Origin of the sequence: Neobacillus drentensis (assembly GCF_036966985.1) — a bacterium.
GTDB classification, from domain to species: domain Bacteria; phylum Bacillota; class Bacilli; order Bacillales; family Cytobacillaceae; genus Neobacillus; species Neobacillus drentensis_E.
In genome coordinates this window covers 32,744-56,063 of sequence record NZ_JBALSN010000122.1, presented here as the reverse complement: position 1 = coordinate 56,063, position 23,320 = coordinate 32,744, and the positions used below count along the sequence as shown (strand labels likewise).

The 23,320-nt window shown below is 38.5% G+C and carries 20 protein-coding genes and 1 pseudogene; all 21 read left to right on the top strand.

What is annotated here, in order from left to right:
- The first annotated feature begins 571 nt into the window (after positions 1-571).
- The 21 genes and pseudogenes from mraZ to sigG all read left to right on the top strand — a co-directional run bounded on the left by mraZ (position 572) and on the right by sigG (position 23,231).
- Positions 572-1,003 (top strand): division/cell wall cluster transcriptional repressor MraZ, encoded by a 432-nt coding sequence (mraZ, locus tag V7659_RS08700; protein WP_144548875.1) that lies wholly within the window; start codon positions 572-574, stop codon positions 1,001-1,003.
- Positions 1,004-1,066: 63 nt separating this feature from the next.
- Positions 1,067-1,974: pseudogene (rsmH, locus tag V7659_RS08695) on the top strand (16S rRNA (cytosine(1402)-N(4))-methyltransferase RsmH).
- Positions 1,975-2,035: 61 nt separating this feature from the next.
- Complete coding sequence (gene ftsL / locus V7659_RS08690; protein ID WP_144548879.1) at positions 2,036-2,389, top strand: cell division protein FtsL; 354 nt, start codon at positions 2,036-2,038, stop codon at positions 2,387-2,389.
- Positions 2,390-2,391: 2 nt separating this feature from the next.
- Positions 2,392-4,632: a penicillin-binding protein gene (locus V7659_RS08685; protein ID WP_335539436.1), complete on the top strand. Its 2,241-nt coding sequence runs from the start codon at positions 2,392-2,394 to the stop codon at positions 4,630-4,632.
- A 114-nt stretch (positions 4,633-4,746) separates the two neighbouring features.
- Positions 4,747-6,666, top strand: coding sequence for a stage V sporulation protein D (locus tag V7659_RS08680; RefSeq protein WP_335539435.1), 1,920 nt, complete (start codon positions 4,747-4,749; stop codon positions 6,664-6,666).
- A gap of 190 nt (positions 6,667-6,856) precedes the next feature.
- Complete coding sequence (locus V7659_RS08675; protein ID WP_335539434.1) at positions 6,857-8,317, top strand: UDP-N-acetylmuramoyl-L-alanyl-D-glutamate--2,6-diaminopimelate ligase; 1,461 nt, start codon at positions 6,857-6,859, stop codon at positions 8,315-8,317.
- Between the two features lie 2 nt (positions 8,318-8,319).
- A complete protein-coding gene (locus V7659_RS08670; RefSeq protein ID WP_335539433.1) occupies positions 8,320-8,763 on the top strand; it encodes a hypothetical protein in 444 nt (147 codons plus the stop codon).
- A 1-nt stretch (position 8,764) separates the two neighbouring features.
- Positions 8,765-9,739 (top strand): phospho-N-acetylmuramoyl-pentapeptide-transferase, encoded by a 975-nt coding sequence (mraY, locus tag V7659_RS08665; protein WP_335539432.1) that lies wholly within the window; start codon positions 8,765-8,767, stop codon positions 9,737-9,739.
- Positions 9,740-11,092, top strand: a complete 1,353-nt coding sequence (gene murD, locus V7659_RS08660; protein ID WP_335539430.1) for a UDP-N-acetylmuramoyl-L-alanine--D-glutamate ligase — start codon at positions 9,740-9,742, stop codon at positions 11,090-11,092.
- Positions 11,093-11,351: 259 nt separating this feature from the next.
- A complete protein-coding gene (gene spoVE / locus V7659_RS08655; protein ID WP_396953631.1) occupies positions 11,352-12,416 on the top strand; it encodes a stage V sporulation protein E in 1,065 nt (354 codons plus the stop codon).
- Positions 12,417-12,764: 348 nt separating this feature from the next.
- Positions 12,765-13,868: an undecaprenyldiphospho-muramoylpentapeptide beta-N-acetylglucosaminyltransferase gene (gene murG / locus V7659_RS08650; RefSeq protein ID WP_335539427.1), complete on the top strand. Its 1,104-nt coding sequence runs from the start codon at positions 12,765-12,767 to the stop codon at positions 13,866-13,868.
- 61 nt (positions 13,869-13,929) lie between these two features.
- A complete protein-coding gene (gene murB, locus V7659_RS08645; protein WP_335539425.1) occupies positions 13,930-14,838 on the top strand; it encodes a UDP-N-acetylmuramate dehydrogenase in 909 nt (302 codons plus the stop codon).
- Between the two features lie 247 nt (positions 14,839-15,085).
- The gene (locus V7659_RS08640; RefSeq protein ID WP_335539424.1) at positions 15,086-15,877 is read left to right on the top strand and encodes a cell division protein FtsQ/DivIB; all 792 of its coding nucleotides are present in this window, start codon (positions 15,086-15,088) and stop codon (positions 15,875-15,877) included.
- A complete protein-coding gene (locus tag V7659_RS08635) occupies positions 15,852-16,562 on the top strand; it encodes a DUF881 domain-containing protein (protein ID WP_335539422.1) in 711 nt (236 codons plus the stop codon). Before V7659_RS08640 ends, V7659_RS08635 begins: the two co-directional genes overlap by 26 nt.
- A 50-nt stretch (positions 16,563-16,612) precedes the next feature.
- Positions 16,613-17,344, top strand: a complete 732-nt coding sequence (locus V7659_RS08630; protein WP_335539420.1) for a DUF881 domain-containing protein — start codon at positions 16,613-16,615, stop codon at positions 17,342-17,344.
- Positions 17,344-17,706: a small basic family protein gene (locus tag V7659_RS08625; protein ID WP_026566380.1), complete on the top strand. Its 363-nt coding sequence runs from the start codon at positions 17,344-17,346 to the stop codon at positions 17,704-17,706. The genes V7659_RS08630 and V7659_RS08625 overlap by 1 nt, the downstream gene beginning before the upstream one ends.
- A 125-nt stretch (positions 17,707-17,831) precedes the next feature.
- Positions 17,832-19,130: a cell division protein FtsA gene (gene ftsA / locus V7659_RS08620; protein WP_335539418.1), complete on the top strand. Its 1,299-nt coding sequence runs from the start codon at positions 17,832-17,834 to the stop codon at positions 19,128-19,130.
- Positions 19,131-19,168: 38 nt separating this feature from the next.
- Positions 19,169-20,305 (top strand): cell division protein FtsZ, encoded by a 1,137-nt coding sequence (gene ftsZ / locus V7659_RS08615; RefSeq protein ID WP_283878256.1) that lies wholly within the window; start codon positions 19,169-19,171, stop codon positions 20,303-20,305.
- A gap of 168 nt (positions 20,306-20,473) precedes the next feature.
- On the top strand, positions 20,474-21,526 hold the full coding sequence (gene spoIIGA, locus V7659_RS08610) for a sigma-E processing peptidase SpoIIGA (RefSeq protein ID WP_335539415.1): 1,053 nt from the start codon (positions 20,474-20,476) through the stop codon (positions 21,524-21,526).
- A 44-nt stretch (positions 21,527-21,570) separates the two neighbouring features.
- Positions 21,571-22,290: an RNA polymerase sporulation sigma factor SigE gene (sigE, locus tag V7659_RS08605; protein ID WP_026566384.1), complete on the top strand. Its 720-nt coding sequence runs from the start codon at positions 21,571-21,573 to the stop codon at positions 22,288-22,290.
- Positions 22,291-22,451: 161 nt separating this feature from the next.
- Positions 22,452-23,231 (top strand): RNA polymerase sporulation sigma factor SigG, encoded by a 780-nt coding sequence (sigG, locus tag V7659_RS08600; protein WP_283878257.1) that lies wholly within the window; start codon positions 22,452-22,454, stop codon positions 23,229-23,231.
- Positions 23,232-23,320 lie beyond the last annotated feature (89 nt).

Sequence of the window (23,320 nt, the reverse complement as noted above, 5' to 3'; positions counted from 1 at the left end):
ATCAACAGGTGTATTCAATAAAGATCTGCAATACAATAAAGATAAAAAATATGTGGTGAATTCAGTGTTTAAGCCAAAAATGTCTAGCCAAAGCTGGAATTGCTAACATCGTATTAAAGATAGAAATTTCTTTCAGAATACTAGTGAAATGGTTCTCCTTATTGCATCCTTCCAAAAATAAAAATGATTGCAACCCATTTAGCAAGAGTAGATAAAGAGTGTGGGAAATGATTAGGTTGATTTGCCTCCATGTTGATTGGAGTGGAGGGCACCCGACTCCTGCGGGATATAGAGGTCACTCACGGGAGACCCCGCAGGCGCCAAGGCGCCGAGGAGGCTCCCGAACCTCCCCACGGAAAGCGAGTGACCGGAGTGGAAATCAACAGGCCAGTTTGCATAGACAATCCTAACAACCTTTCTCGATAATCTGAACTTCACAGCTGTGAAGTTTTTTTTTGAGAAATTTCTGGATAAAAAAGGATTTCAGGGTTTTAAGAAGAATAGTTTAAAAATGGGTGGTGGAAAGTGGGGGAATGTGGTACATTTTTAATAGAAAGTGGGGGTCGTGGGTATGTTCATGGGTGAATACCATCACAGCATTGATAATAAAGGCCGACTGATCGTGCCCTCCAAATTCCGTGATGAACTTGGTGACATGTTTATCATTACACGTGGTTTGGATCAATGTTTGTTTGGTTACCCGTTATCAGAGTGGGGGCTGATTGAAGAGAAATTAAAAGGCTTACCTCTGACAAAAAAAGATGCCCGGGCTTTTACTAGATTCTTCTTTTCAGGAGCAACAGAGAGTGAACTCGATAAACAAGGAAGAATTAATATCCCTGCACCACTTTTGCAATATGCAAAGTTGGAAAAAGAATGTGTAATTTTAGGTGTTTCCAATCGAATTGAAATTTGGAGCAAACAGATTTGGGAAGACTATTTTACCGAGTCAGAAGAATCTTTTGCAGAAATTGCAGAAAATATGATTGGCTTTGATATATAATGGATAAATTATGTTAATATATTTTCTGTTATATATCGTTCGATTGGAAAAGGTGGTTACTACATGTTTGAACATACAACTGTATTGTTAAAGGAAGCTGTTGATGGCTTAAATATTAAGCCTGATGGAATTTATGTTGATTGTACTTTGGGTGGAGCGGGGCATAGTTCACTCATTCTTTCAAAACTTGGAGCCCACGGTAAACTATATGCATTTGACCAAGATGAAACTGCAATTGCACACGCAAAAGAGAAGTTGGCTGAATATGGGGATCGTTTAGAAATTATTAAAAGCAATTTCTTATACTTGAAAGAAGAACTTGAAAATCGAGGAATTGTTAAAGTGGATGGAGTTCTATACGACTTAGGAGTTTCCTCTCCGCAATTGGATACTCCAGAAAGAGGTTTTAGTTATCACCATGATGCACCACTTGATATGAGAATGGATAATGAAGCCGATATTTCTGCCTACGATGTGGTTAATCATTGGGCCTATGAAGATTTGGTGCGCATCTTTTTTCGCTATGGGGAGGAGAAATTCTCTAAACAAATAGCTCGAAAAATAGAAGCAGCAAGAATGGTAAAGCCGATTGAAACGACTGCAGAATTAGTAGAGTTGATTAAGGATGCAATTCCAGCCNNGCAAAGCGAGTTTTTCAAGCAGTCAGAATTGCCGTGAATGATGAATTAGCGGTGTTTGAAAAGTCAATAAATCAAGCAATTGACTTGCTAAACCCTGAGGGAAGAATAAGCGTTATTACCTTCCACTCACTTGAGGATAGGATTTGCAAGGCAGCCTTTAAGAAGGCAAGTGAGACTCCTAATTTACCTCCAGGTTTACCAATCATTCCAGATGAGTATAAACCGATATTAAAGTTAATTTCACGGAAGCCGATCCTTCCATCTGATGAAGAATTAGAGCAAAATAATCGCGCTAGATCTGCTAAGTTAAGAGTTGCCGAAAAGCTGTGAGAAAAAATCCAGAAATTCAAACCTAGATTTAAAAATAGATAATAAGCTGGAGGGGAAAAGTTTGAGTAATCTTGCCAGGAAGAAATTAGAACAGCAACACACGGAGCAAAAAGTCCAACAAAAGAGACAAGTCATTATTAAAAAATCCTGGCTCACTCCAGGGGAAAAAATTATTGGAATAGCCTTTGCAGGATTTGTATGTTTTGGTGCGGTTCATATTATTTCAAATCAGGCCAAAATTTATGATGTTAACAAAGATATACAAATTATGGAATCAAGGGTGTCGGAACAACAGAAAGTAAATAGTGATTTGCAGGTTCAAGTAAGTGAATTGAGTGCGTACGATCGAATTTATAAGAAGGCCAAGGAAATGGGCCTAATAAAAAACGAAAATAACGTCAAGGTAGTGCATTAGAAATGAACAAGAAACAGCCCTATATGAATGCAGGAGCAACCCTTTTATTTGGATTTTTTGGTTTGCTCTTTTTTGTTTTACTTTTCAGATATTTTTCAATTCAAATCACTGGCGAGGTTGATGGACAGCCACTTGCTGCAAAGGCACAAGAAAAATATAGCAGGGAAGGGAATTTGGCTGCTCTAAGGGGCGATATCTTAGATCGGAATGGCGAAGTAATTGCTGAAGATACCAATGCATATACCTTAATTGCGATATTAGATAAAAAGATGACAACTAATTCCAAAAAGCCTCAGCACGTAAAAGATCCGGAGAAAACGGCAAAAGGATTGGCTAAATATCTAGAAATGGACGAATCAGAGATTTATAGTATCTTATCAAAAGGAATAAAAAATCATAAATTTCAGGTTGAATTCGGCAAAAAAGGCAGAGATATTACCCACGAAACAAAGAATAAGATTGAGAAACTTAAACTTCCCGGCATTACATTTATCCGTGACTCCAAACGCTTCTATCCTAATGGTGTATTTGCTTCCCACTTAGTGGGTTATGCTGACCGGATTGAGCAAAAGGACAAAAGTATTAAGTCAGTGGGTAAAATGGGCATTGAGAAAAGTTTAAATGATGAATTAACGGGGACAAATGGGAAGGTTAATTTTGAAAGTGATTTGTGGGGGTATATACTTCCTGATGGAAAAGAAAAAATTACACCTGCCCAAAATGGGAATGATGTTTATTTAACCATTGACCAAAAAATTCAAACCTTTTTAGAAGATGCAATGAACAAAGCAGCAAAGGAATATAACCCGGAAAAAATCATTGCGATTGTGGCCGATCCGAAAACAGGTGAAATATTAGCAATGGGACAACGTCCTTCTTTTGATCCAAAAACAAAAGAAGGAATTGAAGACGGCTGGCATAATGAAGCGATTGAAACTTCATTCGAGCCTGGTTCAACCATGAAAATTTTTACGCTTGCTGCAGCGGTCCAGGAAAAGGTGTTCAATCCAAACGAAACCTATCAATCTGGTTCATATCAAGTAACGAAAAGGGATAAAGCAATTCATGATCATAATTACTCGGGATGGGGTCCGATCACCTATCTTGAGGGTGTACAGCGTTCATCAAACGTTGCTTTTGCAAAAATAGCGAAAGAGAAGCTTGGTTTTGAAAAGTACCGAGAATATTTAACAAAGTTTGGCTTTGATAAGCCCACAGGAATTGATCTTCCCAACGAAACATCTGGGAAAATTCAATTTACCTATCCGATTGAAAAAATTACTACTGCTTACGGGCAGGGGACAGCAATAACACCCATACAGCAAATTCAAGCTGCAACAGCTATTGCAAATGGTGGGAAAATGATAAAACCGCATGTGGTTAAAAAAATTGTCAATCATGATACTGGTGAGGTCATTAAATCATCATCCTCTCAAGTTGTTTCAACACCTATCTCAAAAGAAACGGCCAAAGAGGTGCGAGATATCCTTGAAACTGTTGTTACCTCACCAAAGGGTACTGGCGGCCGTTATAAAATTGATGGATACAGTGTTGCTGGAAAAACGGGAACAGCTAATATCCCTGGACCGAATGGCGGGTATTTACAAGGTGCTAATAACTATATGTTCTCATTTTTAGGGATGGCACCAAAGGATGATCCGGAATTAATAGTTTATGTTGCTGTTCAACAGCCTGAATTAGAGGGGCTTGAAACTGGTCAAGGTGCAATTCCTGTTTCGGCAATTTTTAACCCAGTCATGAAAAACAGCCTCCTGCATTACTTAAACATTAAGCCTTCTCAGCTTGAAGAGGCAAAATTGAATAAACTAGAAGATTTTAAGGGGAAATCGGTTGCTGAAACCGTAGCTGCTCTAAAAGGAAAAGGTATTGAACCTGTCGTAATTGGAAAAGGATCAGAAGTTGTCAGGCATCTGCCGGAGTCTGGGACAACAGTTCTACAGGGTGAAAAAGTAATCATACAAACGAATGGTGAAATAATTGCCCCTGATATGGCAGGTTGGTCACTTAGAGATGTAATGAAGTTTGCGAATATTGCTGGATTAAAGTTAAATTCAAAGGGTAAAGGGTTTGTAACCCAGCAAAATATAAAACCGAAAACACATGTTCAAAAAGGAGATTTTTTAATCGTAGACTTAAAGACTCCTGAAGAACAGTGGAATCAGGAAAAAAATGAAGAAACAAATGCCCATGAGAAAAATACAGATGAACTAATCCAGGATTAATAGAATCCCGCTGTCTTAGCGGGATTTTTCCTATCTAATGACCGTAACCAGCGTTCTAAGAGAAAAAGTACAAGCATATAAATGAACGATAGAAAAAGGAGGGTCGTTCAAATTATGCGTGTTTCAAATGTTACTGTTCGTAAACGATTAATGATTGCACTATTCATTGGTATTCTCACCTTCTTAATTATTGATGTCCGGCTAGGATATGTTCAATTTGTCCTTGGTGATTGGCTAACAGCAGGTGCTAAAGACTCTTGGAGCCGTAATATTCCCTTTGAACCTGAACGTGGAGAAATTGTTGACAGGAATGGGGTACCGCTGGCAACAAATATTAGTACTCCAACCGTCTGGGTTGTTCCAAGACAAATTAAAGACCCGGCAACAACAGCGGAAAAGCTTGCTTCCGTTTTAAATATGTCAAAAGAAAAGGCTTATCGAGATATTACCCTGAAAGAGAGAATTGTTCGGATTAAGGAAGGCAGAAAAATTTCACATGAAAAGGCTAAGGAAATAAGGTCATTAGGACTTGAAGGTGTCTATATTGGTGAAGATTCTAAGCGGCATTACCCAATGGGGAGCTATCTATCACATGTTCTTGGGTTTGCAGGAGTGGACAACCAGGGGTTGATGGGCTTAGAACAATATTATGATAAAGAGCTAAGTGGTGAACGGGGTTCAGTTAAATTTTATGCAAATGCTAAAGGGGAAAGAATGAACGATATGGCAGATGATTATGAGAAGCCGACAAACGGTCTCGCATTGAAGCTGACAATCGATTCAAAAATCCAAACTATAGTGGAAAGAGAGTTGGATATCGCGGACGCAAAATATAACCCGGACGGGATTGTTGCCATTGCAATGAATCCGAACAACGGAGAGATATTAGCCATGTCGAGCAGACCGACCTTTGATCCAGCTAATTTTCAAAATGTACCACAAGAGGTTTATAACCGCAATCTCCCTGTATGGTCAACGTATGAACCAGGATCTACTTTTAAAATTATTACCCTGGCAGCAGCTTTGAATGAAGGAAAAGTGAATTTAGAAAAGGAACATTTCCATGATTCAGGGTCGGTTCAGGTAGCGGGAGCTAGGTTAAAGTGCTGGAAACGAGGCGGTCACGGCGATCAGTCCTTTTTAGAAGTTGTGCAAAATTCCTGCAACCCTGGGTTTGTCGAATTAGGACAAAGACTTGGGAAAGAAAAATTGTTTAAATATGTGAAGGATTTTGGTTTTGGTCAGAAGACCGGTATTGATTTACAAGGCGAAGGAACGGGGATTTTATTTAATTTAGATCGTGTAGGGCCAGTTGAACAGGCAACGACAGCCTTTGGACAAGGAGTATCAGTAACACCTATCCAGCAGGTTACGGCTGTATCTGCAGCCATTAATGGCGGGATATTATATAAGCCGTATATTGCAAAAGAGCTCGTAGATCCAATTACAAACGAAGTCGTAATGAGAAATTCCCCAGTTGAAAAACGCCGGGTAATTACGGAAGAAACTTCAAAAGAAATCCGCCATGCTCTTGAGAGTGTAGTCGCCCAGGGGTCCGGTGGAAGGGCATTTGTTGATGGTTACCGAGTAGGAGGAAAAACTGGAACAGCCCAGAAAGCTAAGAACGGGAGATATTTAGAAAATAACTTTATCGTTTCCTTTGTTGGATTTGCTCCCGCAGATGATCCACAAATTGTTGTCTATGTGGCAGTCGATAATCCAAAAGGAGTTACAGCCTTCGGTGGTACAGTCAGTGCTCCAATTGTTGGTAATATAATGAAAGATAGTTTGAGCCAGATGGGGATTAAACCTCGGAAGGGTCAAATTGAAAAGGAACTGAAATGGCCAGATACACCGTTAATAAAATTACCGGATTTCACAGGATTAACAAAAATGGAGCTAATGGATCAACTGATAAATCTAAAAATTGATGCTAGTGGCGAGGGTGATGTAGTCGTAAGACAATCTCCCGAAGCAGGTGCTAAAGTTAAAGAAGGGTCAAAAATTAGGCTTTATTTTGGTCAAGAAGATTAATGTAACTAAAAATTCATGTAAGTAGAGGCGGTCGGAATGATTTCCGCCGCCTAATTTTTTCATTAAGCTTTGATTACTAAATAGCAAAATAAAATGTTTTAATGTAAAATAAGATGGAACTTTCTTAAGAGGAATTTCCAGTGTGAAAATTAGTCATATGTATGTACGGTTATGAGAGGATTTGAGAGAAATGAATCTACAAAAGCTGCTTAAGAATTTGCATCTTCTAGTTCCTTATCTAGGTGAGGATCCAGAGATAACTTCGATTGAGAATGATAATCGGAAGGTGCAAATCGGGAGCTTATTTATTTGTATTAAGGGATACACAGTAGACGGTCATGATTTTGCTGAATCTGCTGTGAAAAGCGGGGCAGCAGCTGTATTAGCTGAGCGTCCGTTATCACTAGATGTACCTGTCATTCTTGTTAAGGATACAACGAGAGCAATGGCAGTGCTAGCTGATGCTTTTTATGATCAGCCAACAAAAAACCTGCACTTGATCGGAATTACCGGAACAAACGGGAAAACAACCACCAGCCATTTAATTGAGAAAATATTCGCCGATGCCAATCAAAAAACAGGTCTAATTGGCACGATGTATACTAAAATAGCTGACAAGACGATTGAAACTAAAAACACAACCCCGGAAAGTTTAACACTTCAAAAAACCTTTAGACAAATGGTTGAAGCAGGTGTTGATATAGCAGTAATGGAGGTTTCCTCACATGCGTTAGATCTTGGCAGGGTTCATGGCTGCGATTATGATGTGGCTGTGTTTACAAACCTTACGCAGGACCATTTGGATTATCATAAAACAATGGAAGAATATAAGCGTGCAAAGAGTTTATTATTTGCCCAGCTGGGTAATACATTTGATCACCAAAAACCTAAATTTGCCGTATTAAATGCTGACGACCCTGCTTCTGATATGTATCGCAGGTCGACTGCTGCACATGTTATTACATATGGAATCGACAATAAAGCTGATCTTCAAGCGAAGAACATCCAAATGACTTCTTCAGGTACCCAGTTTGAGCTAGTTGTCCAATCGGAAAAATATCCGATTAAGATGCAATTAATTGGTAAATTCAGTGTTTATAATGTTTTAGCAAGTATCGCGGCTTCCGTTGTGTCTGGCATTGATATTAAGGCAGTTATCCAGTCGATCGAAAGTGTAAAAGGAGTATCAGGCAGATTTGAGCTTGTAAATGCAGGGCAGGAATTTACGGTTATTGTTGATTACGCCCATACACCTGACAGTCTTGAAAATGTATTAAAAACCGTTCAGCATTTTGCTAAGAAGAAGGTTTTCGTTATTGTTGGCTGTGGGGGTGACCGTGATCGGACGAAGAGACCGTTGATGGCTCAAATAGCATGCCAGTTGGCCTCAGATCCAATCCTAACTTCGGATAACCCAAGAAGTGAGGACCCACTAGCAATATTAAAGGACATGGAAGCTGGAGTGCAAGGTTCAGCATACCGAATGATCCCTGACCGGAAAGAAGCGATCCAAACTGCTATTCGTGAGGCATCAGCAGGTGATGTGATTTTAATCGCAGGTAAAGGCCATGAAACCTATCAAATTATTGGCAATGTAGTTCACGATTTTGACGATCGGTTAGTTGCTCGGGAAGCGATTGAGGGGAGATAGCTATGTATTTAGCTTTAAAAGACTTGATAAGTCTATTTGAGAATAGTCGTGGAGTAAAAGATAACCTGCTATTTGTTACTGTTTGCGACCAATCTCATACAGCACAGCCAAAAGGATTATTTGTATCATTAAATAAAAACGCTGGGGAACTTTCTGAGGCAATTTCTAACGGAGCAATAGCCGCGATTTGGGAGCAAGGACACGAAGTTCCAAGCTATACACCGAACCATTTTCCAATATTCTTTACAACAGACCCGGCAGAGGCGATTGTAACTATCCTAAATCGTTATATTGAAAAATTAAATGGAGAAACAGATAATATTATGGAAATAACTAACTTTAAATTTACAAATAAAAAACTTCTTAATAAAAATAAAGAAACATATGATATAGCTGTGATGTTAAACGAAATTACTAGCAAATACGACGCTGAAAGGAGGGAATAAAATGCTCGAGCAAGTTATTTTCTTCACAATAATTATGGGATTTCTTATCTCGGTATTGCTTTCTCCAGTTTTTATTCCCTTCTTAAGAAGGTTGAAATTTGGACAAAGCATTCGTGAGGAGGGGCCAAAATCCCATCAAATAAAATCAGGCACACCCACCATGGGTGGTGTAATGATTTTGTTTTCGATTGTTATTACAACACTTGTAATGACAGGTAAGTTTTCTGAACCGACTGTTAAAACTTATTTGTTGCTTCTTGTTACACTTGGTTTTGGGTTGCTTGGGTTTTTAGATGATTTTATCAAAGTTGCTCTTAAAAGGAATTTAGGATTAACTTCTAAACAAAAACTGGCAGGACAAATCATTATTTCAGTAATTTTTTATCTTATTTATAAGCAACAAGGTTTTTCTACCGAAATAAACATTCCCTTTACGGATACCACATTTGATTTAGGATGGTTTTTCATTTTCTTCATCATATTCTGGTTAGTTGGCTTCTCCAATGCTGTTAATTTAACAGATGGACTGGATGGTTTGGTGTCAGGCACCGCAGCGATTGCATTTGGTGCACTTGCTGTCCTTGCGTGGAATCAATCCCAGATGGAAATTGCGATATTTTCTGTAGCGGTGGTAGGCGCTGTACTAGGATTCTTGGTATTTAATGCCCATCCTGCTAAGGTTTTTATGGGAGATACAGGTTCACTTGCACTCGGTGGTGCAATTGCAACGATTGCTATTCTTACCAAGCTTGAAATTTTGCTTATTATCATTGGTGGAGTATTTGTCATTGAAACGTTATCGGTTATTTTACAGGTTATTTCCTTCAAAACGACGGGTAAACGGATTTTCCGTATGAGCCCATTACATCATCATTATGAATTAGTTGGCTGGTCGGAATGGCGGGTTGTCGTCACATTTTGGAGTGTTGGATTAATTCTTGCGATACTAGGAATCTATATTGAGGTGTGGTTATAATTGAAACAGATTAACTCTTTCAGTCATAAAAAAATTCTTGTCCTAGGTTTGGCGAAAAGCGGGGTAACAGCTGCCGCCCTATTACATAAGCTTGGTGCATTTGTAACTGTTAATGATAAAAAGCCATTTTCGGAAAATCCAGAGGCTCAGGGATTACTAGAGCAAGGAATTAAAGTAATTTGTGGTGATCACCCTATTGAGCTTCTTGATGAAGGATTCGAGTTAATTGTTAAGAATCCTGGTATTCCATATAACAACCCAATGATTTCAGGTGCTATAGAAAAAGGGATTCCTGTAATAACTGAGGTTGAACTTGCTTATGAAATATCTGAAGCCCCGTTTATTGGGATTACAGGGACCAATGGGAAAACAACAACGACAACCTTGGTTTATGAAATGCTAAATGAGGGTCAGAAACACCCGTTAATCGCAGGGAATATTGGTACAGTGGCATCAGGGGTAGCCGAGGAAGCAACGGCAGAGAATACGATTGTCATTGAATTATCTTCTTTTCAGTTAATGGGAATTGACACGTTTAAACCTAAAATCGCCATACTTACTAACCTTTATGATGCCCATTTAGATTATCATGGGACAAAAAAGGAATATATTGCTGCAAAAGCAAACATTACAAAAAATCAAACTGAAGTTGACTATCTCATTGTTAATGCCGATCAAGAAGAAACATTAGAAGTTGCACGTCACTCTAAGGCCAGAATTATTCCTTTTTCGACGAAGAAGAAGCTGACTGAAGGTGCATATCTATCTAATGGCTGGATTATGTTTAATAATGATAAAGTAATGGAAATAGAGAATATAGCTTTACCGGGCAATCACAACCTTGAAAATATCTTATCTGCTATGGCTGCAGCAAAGCTTTCAGGTGTAGAAAATGGCGCCATCCAGCAGGTTCTCAGAACGTTTACTGGTGTCAGGCACCGTCTGCAATACGTAAGAGAAGTGAACGGAAGAAAGTTTTACAATGATTCGAAAGCAACGAATATTTTGGCGACGATTAATGCTTTGGCTGCTTTTGAAGCCCCGGTAATTCTCCTTGCGGGTGGTTTGGATCGCGGAAATGAATTTGATGAACTGCTTCCTTATTTAAAAAATGTAAAAGCAATGATAACCTTTGGGCAAACTGCACCTAAAATGGAACGCATTGGGAATGAAGCGGGAATAAAACGAATCAAGCGTGTCGATAATGTTGACAAGGCTGTGCCTGAGGCTTATCGATACTCTGAATCAGGTGACGTGATATTATTATCTCCAGCATGTGCGAGCTGGGATCAATATAAAACTTTTGAGGTCAGGGGAGACATTTTTATCGATGCGGTGCATAAGCTTAAGTAAGGGCTTGTCCAACGAAAAGCGGAAGCGCCCGTTTAGCGGCGTATGGCCTGGAGTACTTCGACTGAGATAAAGGAATCACGAAGAGCATAGCGATTCGATGTTGACTTATCGTAGGGAGAAGTGCGAAGGACACTAGCCGCTGGGCGCTGGAGCTAGACACTCATCTAAGGTCAGCTTATTCCTACTAGCTAAGCCCTAAAACTAGCAGTTGAGGTGTATAGTGGTGCCGACAAAGAGAACAACTCCTGATTTTATTTTAATGATTGTAACATTCACGCTTCTGGCAATAGGGCTTATCATGGTTTACAGTGCAAGTGCTATTTGGGCTGAATATAAATTTAATGATTCCTTTTTCTTTGCAAAAAGGCAAACTCTTTTTGCCGGAGTTGGAGTTGCTGCCATGTTTTTCATAATGAACATCAATTATTGGACGTGGCGGACCTGGTCCAAGACCTTTCTACTTGTATGTTTTGTGTTACTTATTCTTGTATTAATTCCTGGGATTGGAAATGAAAGAAATGGTTCTCGTAGTTGGATTGGTGTAGGAGCCTTTTCAATCCAGCCTTCGGAATTTATGAAACTGGCAATGATTGCTTTTTTGGCTAAGTATCTTTCCGAACGGCAAAAGTTGATTACTTCGTTTAAGAAGGGACTTATTCCTTCATTAGGTCTTGCTTTTCTAGCCTTTTCAATGATCATGCTTCAACCTGATTTAGGCACAGGCACGGTGATGATGGGAACCTGTGTTGTGATGATTTTTATTGCAGGTGCTCGTGTAAGTCATTTTGCCTTTCTGGGACTGTTAGGAGTTGCTGGATTTATTGGTCTTATTGCCTCCGCTCCATACCGAATTAAACGGATCACATCTTTTTTGGATCCGTGGTCGGACCCGTTAGTAACAGGATTTCAAATTATTCAATCACTTTATGCGATTGGTCCTGGCGGATTGTTTGGGCTCGGACTTGGCGAGAGCAGGCAGAAGTTCTTCTACCTGCCTGAACCTCAGACAGACTTTATCTTTGCGATTCTTTCTGAAGAACTAGGCTTTATTGGTGGTTCATTCATATTACTTTTGTTTGCACTGTTGTTATGGAGAGGGATTCGAATCGCATTAGGTGCACCGGATTTATATGGCAGTTTTCTAGCAGTAGGAATAATCGCCATGGTAGCGATTCAGGTTATGATTAATATTGGTGTTGTTACAGGTCTTATGCCTGTTACAGGCATTACCTTGCCATTTTTAAGCTATGGAGGTTCTAGTTTGACCTTGATGTTAATGGCGATTGGTGTTCTCCTTAATATCAGCAGGTATTCGAGATTATGAACCTTCACCCTGTTTAGCGGCAGGGTTCTTTTTATTTTAGCTATGTTAAATAAAGCTCTATATGTTTTTACCACTTTGTTGATTGGAGCGTAAGGCACGAAGACTCCTGCGAAAGGACGGGGCTGGCGAGACCCCACAGGCGCTTGCGCCGAGGAGGCTCCCCGGACCGCCCGCGAACCGCAGGTGCCTTGAGCGGAAATCAACTTACAAGTCGAACAGATCCTTTATTTTAATCAAATAATATCTTTACAATTAGATAACATTCTTTTTTCATTTGCGTTATTTCGATTGTTTTTATAGTAAGATAGGGTAGGCATTAGGTGTTAAATAGTTAATGAGGTGGAAAAAATGAAAATAGTTGTTAGTGGTGGAGGGACTGGCGGGCATATCTATCCTGCTCTCGCACTCATTCGTGAAATACAAAAACAGAACAAAGAGGCAGAATTCTTATACATAGGAACAACTAATGGCTTGGAAAGCAAATTAGTTCCGAGGGAAAATATTGATTTTAAAGCGATTCATATTACAGGTTTTAAGAGAAAACTATCCTTTGAAAATGTAAAAACGGTACTCCGCTTCCTAAAAGGTGTGAAAGACAGTAAAAGAATGTTAAAGGAATTCAGACCAGACATTGTCATCGGAACAGGGGGGTATGTTTGTGGGCCTGTTGTGTATGCTGCATCTAAGCTTGGCATCCCTACGATCATTCACGAACAAAATAGTGTTCCGGGCTTAACAAATAAATTTTTAAGCCGATATGTAAACAAGATTGCCATTTGTTTTGACGAGGCAAAAGAGTACTTTCCAGCACAGAAAACAGTTTTTACAGGGAATCCTCGTGCATCTGAAGTAATTGGTAAGGACGGGATTCAGGGTCGTCTTGCAGCTGGGCTTAGTGCAACCATGCCAGTGGTTTTAATCTTCGGTGGCAGTCGTGGTGCGAGGCCGATAAATGAGGCAGTGGTTAAGGCATTCGCTGATTTGGCTGAGAAACCATATCAAGTACTTTATATTACGGGAGACGTCCATTATGAGGATGTCAAAAAGGAAGTTGACTTAATTGGAAACCCTAAAAATGTAGTCATTAAACCGTTTATTCATAATATGCCAGAAGTACTTGCCGGGGTAGATTTAGTGGTATCGAGAGCAGGAGCGACGACACTTGCAGAAATAACCTCACTTGGTATCCCAAGCATCTTAGTCCCAAGTCCTTATGTAACAAATAATCATCAAGAGAAAAACGCTCGGTCCTTAAGTGACCATGGTGCTGCAGAACTATTATTAGAAAAAGACTTAAACAATAATAGTCTTGTGAATCATATTGATCGCATTCTTTTAAATAATGATAAATTAAAAGAAATGAAAATAAAGGCTAAAAAAATGGGTGTTCCGGATTCAGCTACAAGACTTTATTCCTTAATGCAAGAACTGGTAAACACAAATCAAAAGTAGCCCAAAAAGATTTTTAGCATAAACTGATTTAAATGCTTCTAGGAAAGTAAGGGTGGTAATTATGGACGGAATCTTAAATGAGTTAGTAGCTTTAAATATCGGAAAGGTTAAGGAAAATGAACCATTAGCCAATCATACAACGATGAAAATAGGGGGTCCTGCAGACCTTTTTATTGAACCGTCATCGGTTGAAAATTTAAAAACCGTTATGAGCGTGATAGAAAAACATGGATTACCATGGCGTGCGATTGGCCGTGGGTCGAACCTGTTAGTGTCAGATAGGGGGATTGAAGGGGCTGTTATCAAGCTTAGTTCTGGAATGGATCACCTTGAGATTAACGATACAAGTATTACAGTTGGCGGTGGTCATTCACTTGTCAGTTTATCGACACTTATAAGCAAAAAGGGCCTCGCAGGACTGGAGTTTGCTAGTGGGATTCCTGGCTCAGTTGGTGGGGCTGTATATATGAACGCAGGAGCCCATGGTTCGGATATTAGTAAAATCTTAACCAAAGCACATATTTTATTTGATGATGGAAAATTGGAATGGCTCTCAAATCAAGAAATGGGGTTCTCCTATAGGACCTCTGTGCTACAAAAAACTCGTCCAGGAATTGTGGTGGAAGCCGTTTTTGACCTTGTGAAAGGTGATCGAGCAGCCATAGTGGCGCAAATGCAAAAAAACAAAGATTATCGAAAAGAGACCCAGCCATGGAATTTTCCGTGTGCTGGAAGTATTTTTAGAAATCCACTCCCGAATTATGCAGGGAAATTAATAGAAACCGCTGGGTTAAAGGGATTTAGTATTGGCGGTGCGAAGATTTCGGAAATGCATGGGAATTTTATTGTAAATGCTGGAGGTGCCACTGCAGAGAATGTGCTGGCATTAATTCAACATGTCAAGGATACCATCTTTAGCTTATATGAAGTAAAAATGGAAACTGAGGTTGAAATAATCGGTAGGAAGTAAGAATAATGGAAGGATTTATACTAAATTTCCAGAGAAATTATCCTTACTTTTCTTGTAAGAAATGTCGTCGGAATGACAAATATTGTGTTATAATTACTGATAATATTATAGGTGCAACCTCGAAAAAGTTAGTGACGGCATGGTTTTTCGTGCCGTTGTTTCTCTTTTCGAGGTAACACTATCGAATGTTGGACAGGCTTAGTCTACTTATGTTAGAGCAGCTGCTTTTTATGTGGAGGAATTTTAAATGGAAAAAGGTAAAATTGTAGCTCTCGAGGACCGTATTCCTAAGCTAAAGGAGCAAAGAAGACGAAAAGCAAACAGACGCCTTGTACTCCTGTTAATTCTGTTTTTTACAATGATAGTAGTTATCGCCTATTCACAATCACCCTTAAGCCATGTAAAGACGATAACGATAAAAGGAAATGGTGTGTATTCTGATACGGAATTGATCAGTCAGAGCGGCCTTTCGAATAATACGAATATTTGGAAAATAAAAAAGGATGAAACGGCATCGAGAATAAAGCGTCTATCTGAGATAAAGACAGTTACCATCAAGACTCACTGGCCTAATACAGTGGTCATCCAAGTAAAAGAACATAAAAGAATTGCTTATCTTAAAAAAGCAAATAAATTCTTACCAATTATGGAAAATGGGAAAATAGTGAAAGGAAGAGCAGCAAAGAAAATACCTGTAAATTCTCCAATTTTATTTGAGTTTAAAGAGGGGGCAGCCCTCAATCAAATGATAAAAGAGTTAGAGAAACTTCCGAGTGAAATATCCAACTCTATCTCTGAAATCCATTATACTCCGAAAAAAACTGATCAATATCATATTTCCTTATTTATGAATGATGGATTTGAGGTTAGTGCCACATTAAGAAGCTTTGCTGAAAAAATGGTACATTATCCATCAATTATCTCTCAAATTGATCCCAACAAGAAGGGAATTATTGACCTAGAAGTAGGAACGTATTTTAAGGCCTTTGAAACCGAAGTGGAGGAAAAAGAAGTTGAGCAAGATAAGGGTGAAGGGTAAGCATGTTGTTTTGTCCCTGGTCTGCCTTGTATTAGGATTTATGTTGGCCTTTTCCTATCATTTAACACAAATGAAAATGAATAAAGGGAAACCTAAAGTGTCTGATAAACAGTGGGAACAGACCCTTGCACTACGAAACCAATTAATTGCTGAAGAAAAGAGCAATCGCGAATTGCAAAAGGAATTAAATCAAAAACAAGAGTTGGTCCTTAAAAATGAGAAAAACCTCTCGAAAGAAGCAGAGGTTTATGAGAATCTCGCTGAGAATGCTGAGAAATATCGGATGTTCTTGGGGAAGGTGAAGGTTAAGGGTAAAGGAGTAAAGATTACACTTACAGACGGTGCTTATGATCCGAAAGAGGATAATATTAATAATTATCTTGTTCATGAACACCATGTCTTTAAAGTGGTTAATGAGCTTTATATATCGGGGGCAGCAGCAGTTGCCATAAATGGACAAAGGCTGACTAGCCATTCTTATATTATTTGTAATGGACCTGTTATTACGGTTGATGGAGTTGAGCATCCAGCCCCCTTCATAATTTCAGCAATTGGTGATCCTGATGTTCTTTCATCTTCAATTAATCTAGTAGGAGGGGTAAAAGATCAGTTAGTAAATGATAACATTGTTTTTTCTTTGGAAAGAGATGATGAAATGGTACTCGATCCAATCCTAGGTAGTTAATTATGAAGTAATGTCCACGGTATGATAATTTAAAAGGTTAGGTGAAAAAAGTGGACAATAAAAAAATAAATGTAAGTTTTACATTGATCGCTGTCTTAGTGGGGTTCATGATAGCGATCCAATTTCAAACAGTCAAAAAACCTGCTGAACGGGATACCCGCGATGTTTGGCAACTTCGTGAAGCAATACTGAATGAAAAAGAACTACAATCCAACTTATTAAATGAAATTCGTTCAAATGAGAAAAAACTAGCAGCCTATGAATCTAAACGAAAACAAAGCAAGGAACAAGCCTTAAGTGATACATTAAAGGAATTAAAGCTTGAAGCAGGACTGACTGAAATTACTGTTCCTGGTATTAGATTAAAGATTGAACCCGTAATCGAAGAAATTAAGACGGGTACTCCTGTTAATAGAGTTATTCCACCTGAACTTCTAACTAGATTGCTAAACGAATTAAATATGTACGAAGCAAAATATGTAGCAATTGATGGGAAGAGAATTATTAATACAACTGTGATTCGCGACATCAATATGGAAACAAAAATTGATGGGCATACCATTGAAAGGCTGCCAATAGAAGTTGTTGTAGGTGTAGATGATAATTCTACAGCTGAAAAATTATATAATCGGATGAAAGTATCAAAAGCAACGGAAGAATTTTTTATTGAAAATCTAAGACTTTCGATTTCAAAACCAATTCCGAACTTAACGGTACCAGCCTACGATGATTCCATACGCATCCGCTACATGGAACCGACAAAAGAAGGAGGCGATTCTTAATGTGGCTTCCATTCATAGGATTAATAATTGGGATCATTTTGGGACTACTAACAGAAATACGCATTCCTGAAGAATATTCCAATTATTTGTCGATTGCTGTCTTAGCAGCATTCGACACTCTTTTCGGTGGGATCAGGGCATACCTGCAAAATATATATGATGAAAAAGTGTTTGTATCAGGGTTTTTCTTTAATATTATACTTGCTGCAAGTTTAGCTTTTCTCGGTGTTAATCTTGGTGTAGACTTATATTTAGCGGCAGTTTTCGCGTTTGGTGTCAGATTGTTTCAGAATATTGCCGTAATTAGGCGAATATTATTGACAAAATGGTCAACGAACAAAGAAAAAGTAGAAAAAAATTGAATTTTTTTAAAGGGAATCATTTAGTTGTGACGAATAATTTTATATGATATGAATATTGAACTTTTATTGGACAAAAAAATATAGTTGTTGTTCAACTTAAGGAAATCTAAAGGAGGTGCCAAAGAATGAACAGCAATGAAATATATGTTAGTCTTGACATCGGTACATCCAGTGTAAAAGTAATCATTGGTGAAATGGTCAATGACTCGGGTAAAGACTCATTAAATATAATTGGTGTTGGAAATGTGAAATCTGAAGGATTACGCAAAGGTTCAATTGTTGATATGGACGACACCGTTCATTCGATTAGAAGGGCGATAGAGCAGGCAGAAAGAATGATTGGGATGGAAATCAGGGATGTGGTGGTTGGCATTTCAGGTAACAATGTCATGCTTCAACATTGTCATGGTATTGTAGCTGTTTCCAGCCAAAATAGAGAGATTACGAATGAAGATGTCATTCGTGTCATTGAAGCATCACACGTTGGTTCGATCCCGCCTGAAAGAGAAAACATCGGAGTTATTCGAAAACAATTTATCCTTGATGGTAAAGATGAAATTAACGACCCCCGCGGTATGATAGGGGTTCGTTTGGAAATGGATGGTACACTTATTACTGGCTCCAAATCGATTATCATTAATACCCTTCGATGTGTGGAACGTGCAGGACTCGAAATAGTGGATATTGTTCTACAGCCATTGGCAGCAGGTGATTATGCACTGTCAAAAGATGAGAAAAACCTCGGTGTTGCTCTTATCGATCTTGGTGGCGGCTCAACAACAATAGCTGTTTTTGAAGAAGGATTTATCACACAAACTAGTGTTATGCCTGTTGGCGGAGACTATATCACAAAAGATATATCTGTTGGGCTACGGACTTCAACAGAAGATGCGGAAAAAATAAAAATAAAACATGGACATGCATTCTATGACGAAGCTTCAGAAGATGAAGTGTTCAGTGTACCAATCATTGGCAGTGATCAACATCAACAATTTAATCAGCTGGAAATTTCGGATATTATTGAAGCAAGAATGGAAGAGATTTTTGAACTAGTATTACATGAAATGAAACGCTTAGGATATAGTGACCTGCCAGGCGGTTATGTATTAACTGGCGGTATTGCAAATATGCAAGGTGTTCTTGAACTTGCTCAGGTTATTTTACAAAATAGAGTCCGCATTGCAGTGCCAGACTATATTGGTGTAAGGGAACCACAATATACTACAGCGGTTGGCTTAATTAAATATGCGTACAAGAATGCTAGATTACCAGGTGGACACGTTGGTTCTTCAACCATTTCTGAACCTGCCGAAAAGAGAGCTCCTAAACAACAACAACAACCTAAACAACCAAAAGCAGAAAAACATCCGGAAGAAAAGATGTCATCAAAAGTAAAAAAATTCCTTGGTTACTTTTTCGAATAGGCTAATCGAAAAGGTACCGACGAATTAGGAGGATTGTCATGTTAGAATTTGATACAAATTTAGATTCTCTTGCAACTATAAAGGTAATCGGTGTCGGCGGCGGTGGCAATAACGCGGTAAATCGAATGATTGAACATGGCGTTCAGGGAGTAGAATTTATCGCTGTTAATACTGATGCTCAAGCACTTAATCTTTCCAAAGCAGAAGTAAAGATGCAAATTGGTGCTAAACTTACCCGTGGACTAGGAGCAGGTGCTAATCCAGACGTTGGAAAGAAAGCTGCCGAAGAAAGTAAAGAGCAATTAGAGGCAGCATTAAGTGGTGCGGATATGGTATTTGTTACTGCAGGAATGGGCGGAGGAACAGGTACTGGTGCAGCACCTGTTATTGCCCAAATTGCCCGTGACCTAGGTGCATTGACTGTTGGTGTAGTAACTCGTCCGTTCACATTTGAAGGAAAAAAACGCTCCGGACAAGCATCAGGTGGAATTGGTGCTATGAAAGATGCGGTTGATACACTTATTGTGATTCCTAATGACCGTCTCCTTGAAATTGTTGATAAAAGCACCCCAATGCTGGAGGCATTCCGTGAAGCGGATAATGTTCTTCGTCAGGGTGTACAAGGGATATCAGATTTAATTGCTGTACCAGGTCTTATTAACTTGGACTTTGCTGATGTTAAAACAATCATGTCTAATAAAGGGTCTGCTTTAATGGGGATTGGTGTTTCTGCTGGTGAAAATCGTGCCGCAGAAGCTGCTAAGAAAGCAATTAGTTCTCCATTATTAGAAACATCTATTGATGGAGCACAAGGTGTACTAATGAACATTACAGGCGGTACAAACTTAAGTCTTTATGAAGTTCAAGAAGCTGCTGATATCGTAGCAACCGCTTCTGATCAGGAAGTAAATATGATTTTTGGTTCTGTTATTAATGAGTCATTAAAAGATGAAATTATCGTTACTGTCATCGCTACTGGGTTTAAAGAAGAAACCTTGCAGCCAAAAGCTACTCGTCCTACTTTTGGTCAGACTAAACCACAGATGGGTAATGTTAAAAGAGAACAGCCAAAACGTGAAGAGGTTCAGCAAGAGCCTGTCCGCCATACCCAAGTTTCCCAAGAAGAAACATTAGATATTCCAACCTTCTTACGGAACCGTAATCGTAGAAGGTAATTTAATAAATGAAATTCAAGAGGCACGACCTGTTTTTGGTCGTGTCTTTTTTATTTAGGCTAATTTAAATTGTTTTGCTGATATTATTGGCACCTGTTGATTGGAGCGGAAATCAACAGCCCAGTTTTATTAATGACAAAATTTATATGACAAAATACGTTGTGAATAGTGGAAATTTTTGTTTATTTGATTACAGAAAGTGACACACTTCAGCCATGCAAGTACGATATACTTTTTCGTAAACAGAAAGGAAAAGCTGATAAATTTTTAGAGAGGAAGCTGGTAACTATTTATTTAGATGTGATCTGGGCTCTAAATTTATTATTTGATAGTCTGCTTCTATATTTAACAGCTATTTTTCTAAAAAGAGAGATTAAAATAGGGAGACTAGCAGCTGGTGGATTTATTGGTTCATTGATAATTTTATTATCATTTACGCCATTAAATGTCTATACAAGCCATCCCATATCAAAATTCTTATGCTCAATCCTAATGGTGTTAATAACGTTTGGATATAAGCGGATGACTTTTTTCTTTAAGGCGTTAATGACACTTTATGTGTCCACCTTCTTAATCGGAGGGGCATTAATGGGGGCCCATTACTTTATTCAGTATGATTCTGAGTTTACAACCAAGGTCCTCGTGTCCAGTACAAAAGGTTTTGGTGATCCGATTAGTTGGATATTCGTTCTAATTGGATTTCCCGTCGCTTGGCACTTCTCAAGAAAGAATGTTGAAAGCATGGAGATGACAAAAATCCAATTTGATCAAATTGTTAAAGTCAGAGTCAATATAAATAACGAAACCCTTATCTTTAAAGGATTAGTGGATAGCGGGAATCAACTTTATGATCCATTGTCAAAGCAACCTGTGATGTTTGTCTCCATTAAAAACATTCAAGAAACGATCCCAGAATCAATAAAGAAACTTGCTGATGATCCAGAATTACTTATCAATGGCAGTGGAGACCTTCCAATGGAGTGGCAAAATAGGATCCGAATTGTTCCTACTCGCGTGATTGGACAAGAGCATCAACTAATAATTGCTGTAAAACCTGAAAGCATTTTTATTGAACATAAAGAAACTCAATATCTATGTGAAAAAGGTCTTGTTTCCTTTACAACAAAGCAACTCTCAAGCGAAGATGCATTTCAATGTATTGTTCATCCAAAGATGCTCACAGGTCCTAAGCAGCAAATAAAAACCATTAAGGTGAGTTAGTATTACTATACTCAGAAAAACATATTTTAGAAGGAGGAACACACATGAAAAAATGGAGGCTTCGCCTATCCTACTATTGGTATAAACTATTAATGAAATTGGGTTTAAAAACAGATGAAGTTTATTATATTGGTGGTAGTGAGGCCTTACCGCCTCCTTTAAGCAAAGATGAAGAAGAGATGCTGCTGAAAAAATTACCTGGTGGTGATAAAGCAGCAAGGTCAATATTAATTGAACGAAATCTTCGTCTTGTTGTTTACATTGCTAGAAAATTTGAAAATACTGGGATTAATATTGAAGATTTAATTAGTATAGGAACTATTGGATTAATTAAAGCAGTTAATACCTTTAATCCCGAGAAAAAAATAAAACTTGCTACATATGCCTCACGATGCATCGAAAATGAGATTCTCATGTACTTACGGCGCAATAATAAAATCAGGTCAGAAGTATCCTTTGATGAACCCTTAAATATTGATTGGGATGGGAATGAACTATTATTATCTGACGTGCTAGGAACGGATGATGATATTATTACAAAGGATCTAGAAGCGAACGTGGACCGAAAGCTCCTGACAAAAGCACTTCATCAACTGACTGACCGTGAAAAACAAATTATGGAACTCCGGTTTGGTCTTACAAATGGAGAAGAAAAAACCCAAAAAGACGTAGCTGACATGCTGGGAATATCCCAATCATATATTTCCCGCTTAGAAAAAAGAATTATAAAAAGGCTTCGAAAAGAATTTAATAAAATGGTGTAAAGAAGAAAAAATTTTTTCCATTAAAAAACCTATGATTTTCGTGACTTAATTGCATTTTTCGACAAATGTGCACTTGTCCACCATCGTGGATAAGTGCATATTTTTCCTTCTCAAGGAGATACTGTTTTTTGTACAGCAACTCCTGTGAGGAGGGAAAAGGATTGACTCGAAATAAAGTTGAAATTTGCGGTGTGGACACAGCAAAACTTCCTGTCTTAAAAAACGAAGAAATGAGAATACTCTTCAAGCAAATGCAAGAGGGCGATATTTATGCCAGAGAAAAGCTCGTCAACGGTAATTTACGACTCGTATTAAGTGTCATTCAACGTTTTAACAATAGAGGCGAGTTTGTTGACGACTTGTTTCAAGTTGGCTGTATTGGGCTGATGAAATCTATCGATAACTTTGATTTAGGCCAAAATGTAAAGTTTTCAACCTATGCGGTTCCAATGATTATTGGTGAAATTCGAAGGTACTTGCGTGACAATAATCCAATTCGCGTTTCTAGATCCTTGAGGGATATTGCATATAAAGCCCTTCAGGTAAGAGAGCGATTGATGAGCGAAACTTCAAGGGAACCAACTGCGGAAGAAATTGCGAAGGTCTTAGAAGTTCCACATGAAGAAATCGTTTTCGCCCTTGATGCCATTCAGGACCCAGTGTCCCTTTTCGAGCCAATTTATAATGATGGCGGCGATCCAATTTATGTAATGGATCAATTAAGTGATGAAAAAAATAAAGATATCAATTGGATTGAAGAAATTGCATTAAAAGAAGGAATGCGCAGGCTAAACGATCGCGAAAAGTTAATTTTACGGAAACGATTCTTTCAAGGTAAAACACAAATGGAGGTCGCAGATGAAATTGGGATTTCCCAAGCACAAGTTTCTCGGTTAGAAAAAGCTGCGATAAGACAAATGAATAAAAATATCCAAAGTTAGGCTGTCCTTAGGGCAGCTTTATTTTTATTCCTTTTACTAAAAGTCTTAGAGTAAACATATATTTTATAGAAATAAAACCGGGAGTGAGA

What these genes read in the sequence shown, in the direction of transcription:
- mraZ (WP_144548875.1), top strand. Translation starts at nt 572, where the DNA reads ATGTTCATGGGTGAATACCATCACAGCATTGATAATAAAGGCCGACTG.
- V7659_RS08640 (WP_335539424.1), top strand. Translation starts at nt 15,086, where the DNA reads ATGGAAAAAGGTAAAATTGTAGCTCTCGAGGACCGTATTCCTAAGCTA.
- murB (WP_335539425.1), top strand. Translation starts at nt 13,930, where the DNA reads ATGGACGGAATCTTAAATGAGTTAGTAGCTTTAAATATCGGAAAGGTT.
- V7659_RS08670 (WP_335539433.1), top strand. Translation starts at nt 8,320, where the DNA reads ATGTATTTAGCTTTAAAAGACTTGATAAGTCTATTTGAGAATAGTCGT.
- V7659_RS08675 (WP_335539434.1), top strand. Translation starts at nt 6,857, where the DNA reads ATGAATCTACAAAAGCTGCTTAAGAATTTGCATCTTCTAGTTCCTTAT.
- ftsZ (WP_283878256.1), top strand. Translation starts at nt 19,169, where the DNA reads ATGTTAGAATTTGATACAAATTTAGATTCTCTTGCAACTATAAAGGTA.
- V7659_RS08680 (WP_335539435.1), top strand. Translation starts at nt 4,747, where the DNA reads ATGCGTGTTTCAAATGTTACTGTTCGTAAACGATTAATGATTGCACTA.
- ftsA (WP_335539418.1), top strand. Translation starts at nt 17,832, where the DNA reads ATGAACAGCAATGAAATATATGTTAGTCTTGACATCGGTACATCCAGT.
- spoVE (WP_396953631.1), top strand. Translation starts at nt 11,352, where the DNA reads ATGATTGTAACATTCACGCTTCTGGCAATAGGGCTTATCATGGTTTAC.
- mraY (WP_335539432.1), top strand. Translation starts at nt 8,765, where the DNA reads ATGCTCGAGCAAGTTATTTTCTTCACAATAATTATGGGATTTCTTATC.
- V7659_RS08685 (WP_335539436.1), top strand. Translation starts at nt 2,392, where the DNA reads ATGAACAAGAAACAGCCCTATATGAATGCAGGAGCAACCCTTTTATTT.
- murG (WP_335539427.1), top strand. Translation starts at nt 12,765, where the DNA reads ATGAAAATAGTTGTTAGTGGTGGAGGGACTGGCGGGCATATCTATCCT.
- V7659_RS08625 (WP_026566380.1), top strand. Translation starts at nt 17,344, where the DNA reads ATGTGGCTTCCATTCATAGGATTAATAATTGGGATCATTTTGGGACTA.
- sigE (WP_026566384.1), top strand. Translation starts at nt 21,571, where the DNA reads ATGAAAAAATGGAGGCTTCGCCTATCCTACTATTGGTATAAACTATTA.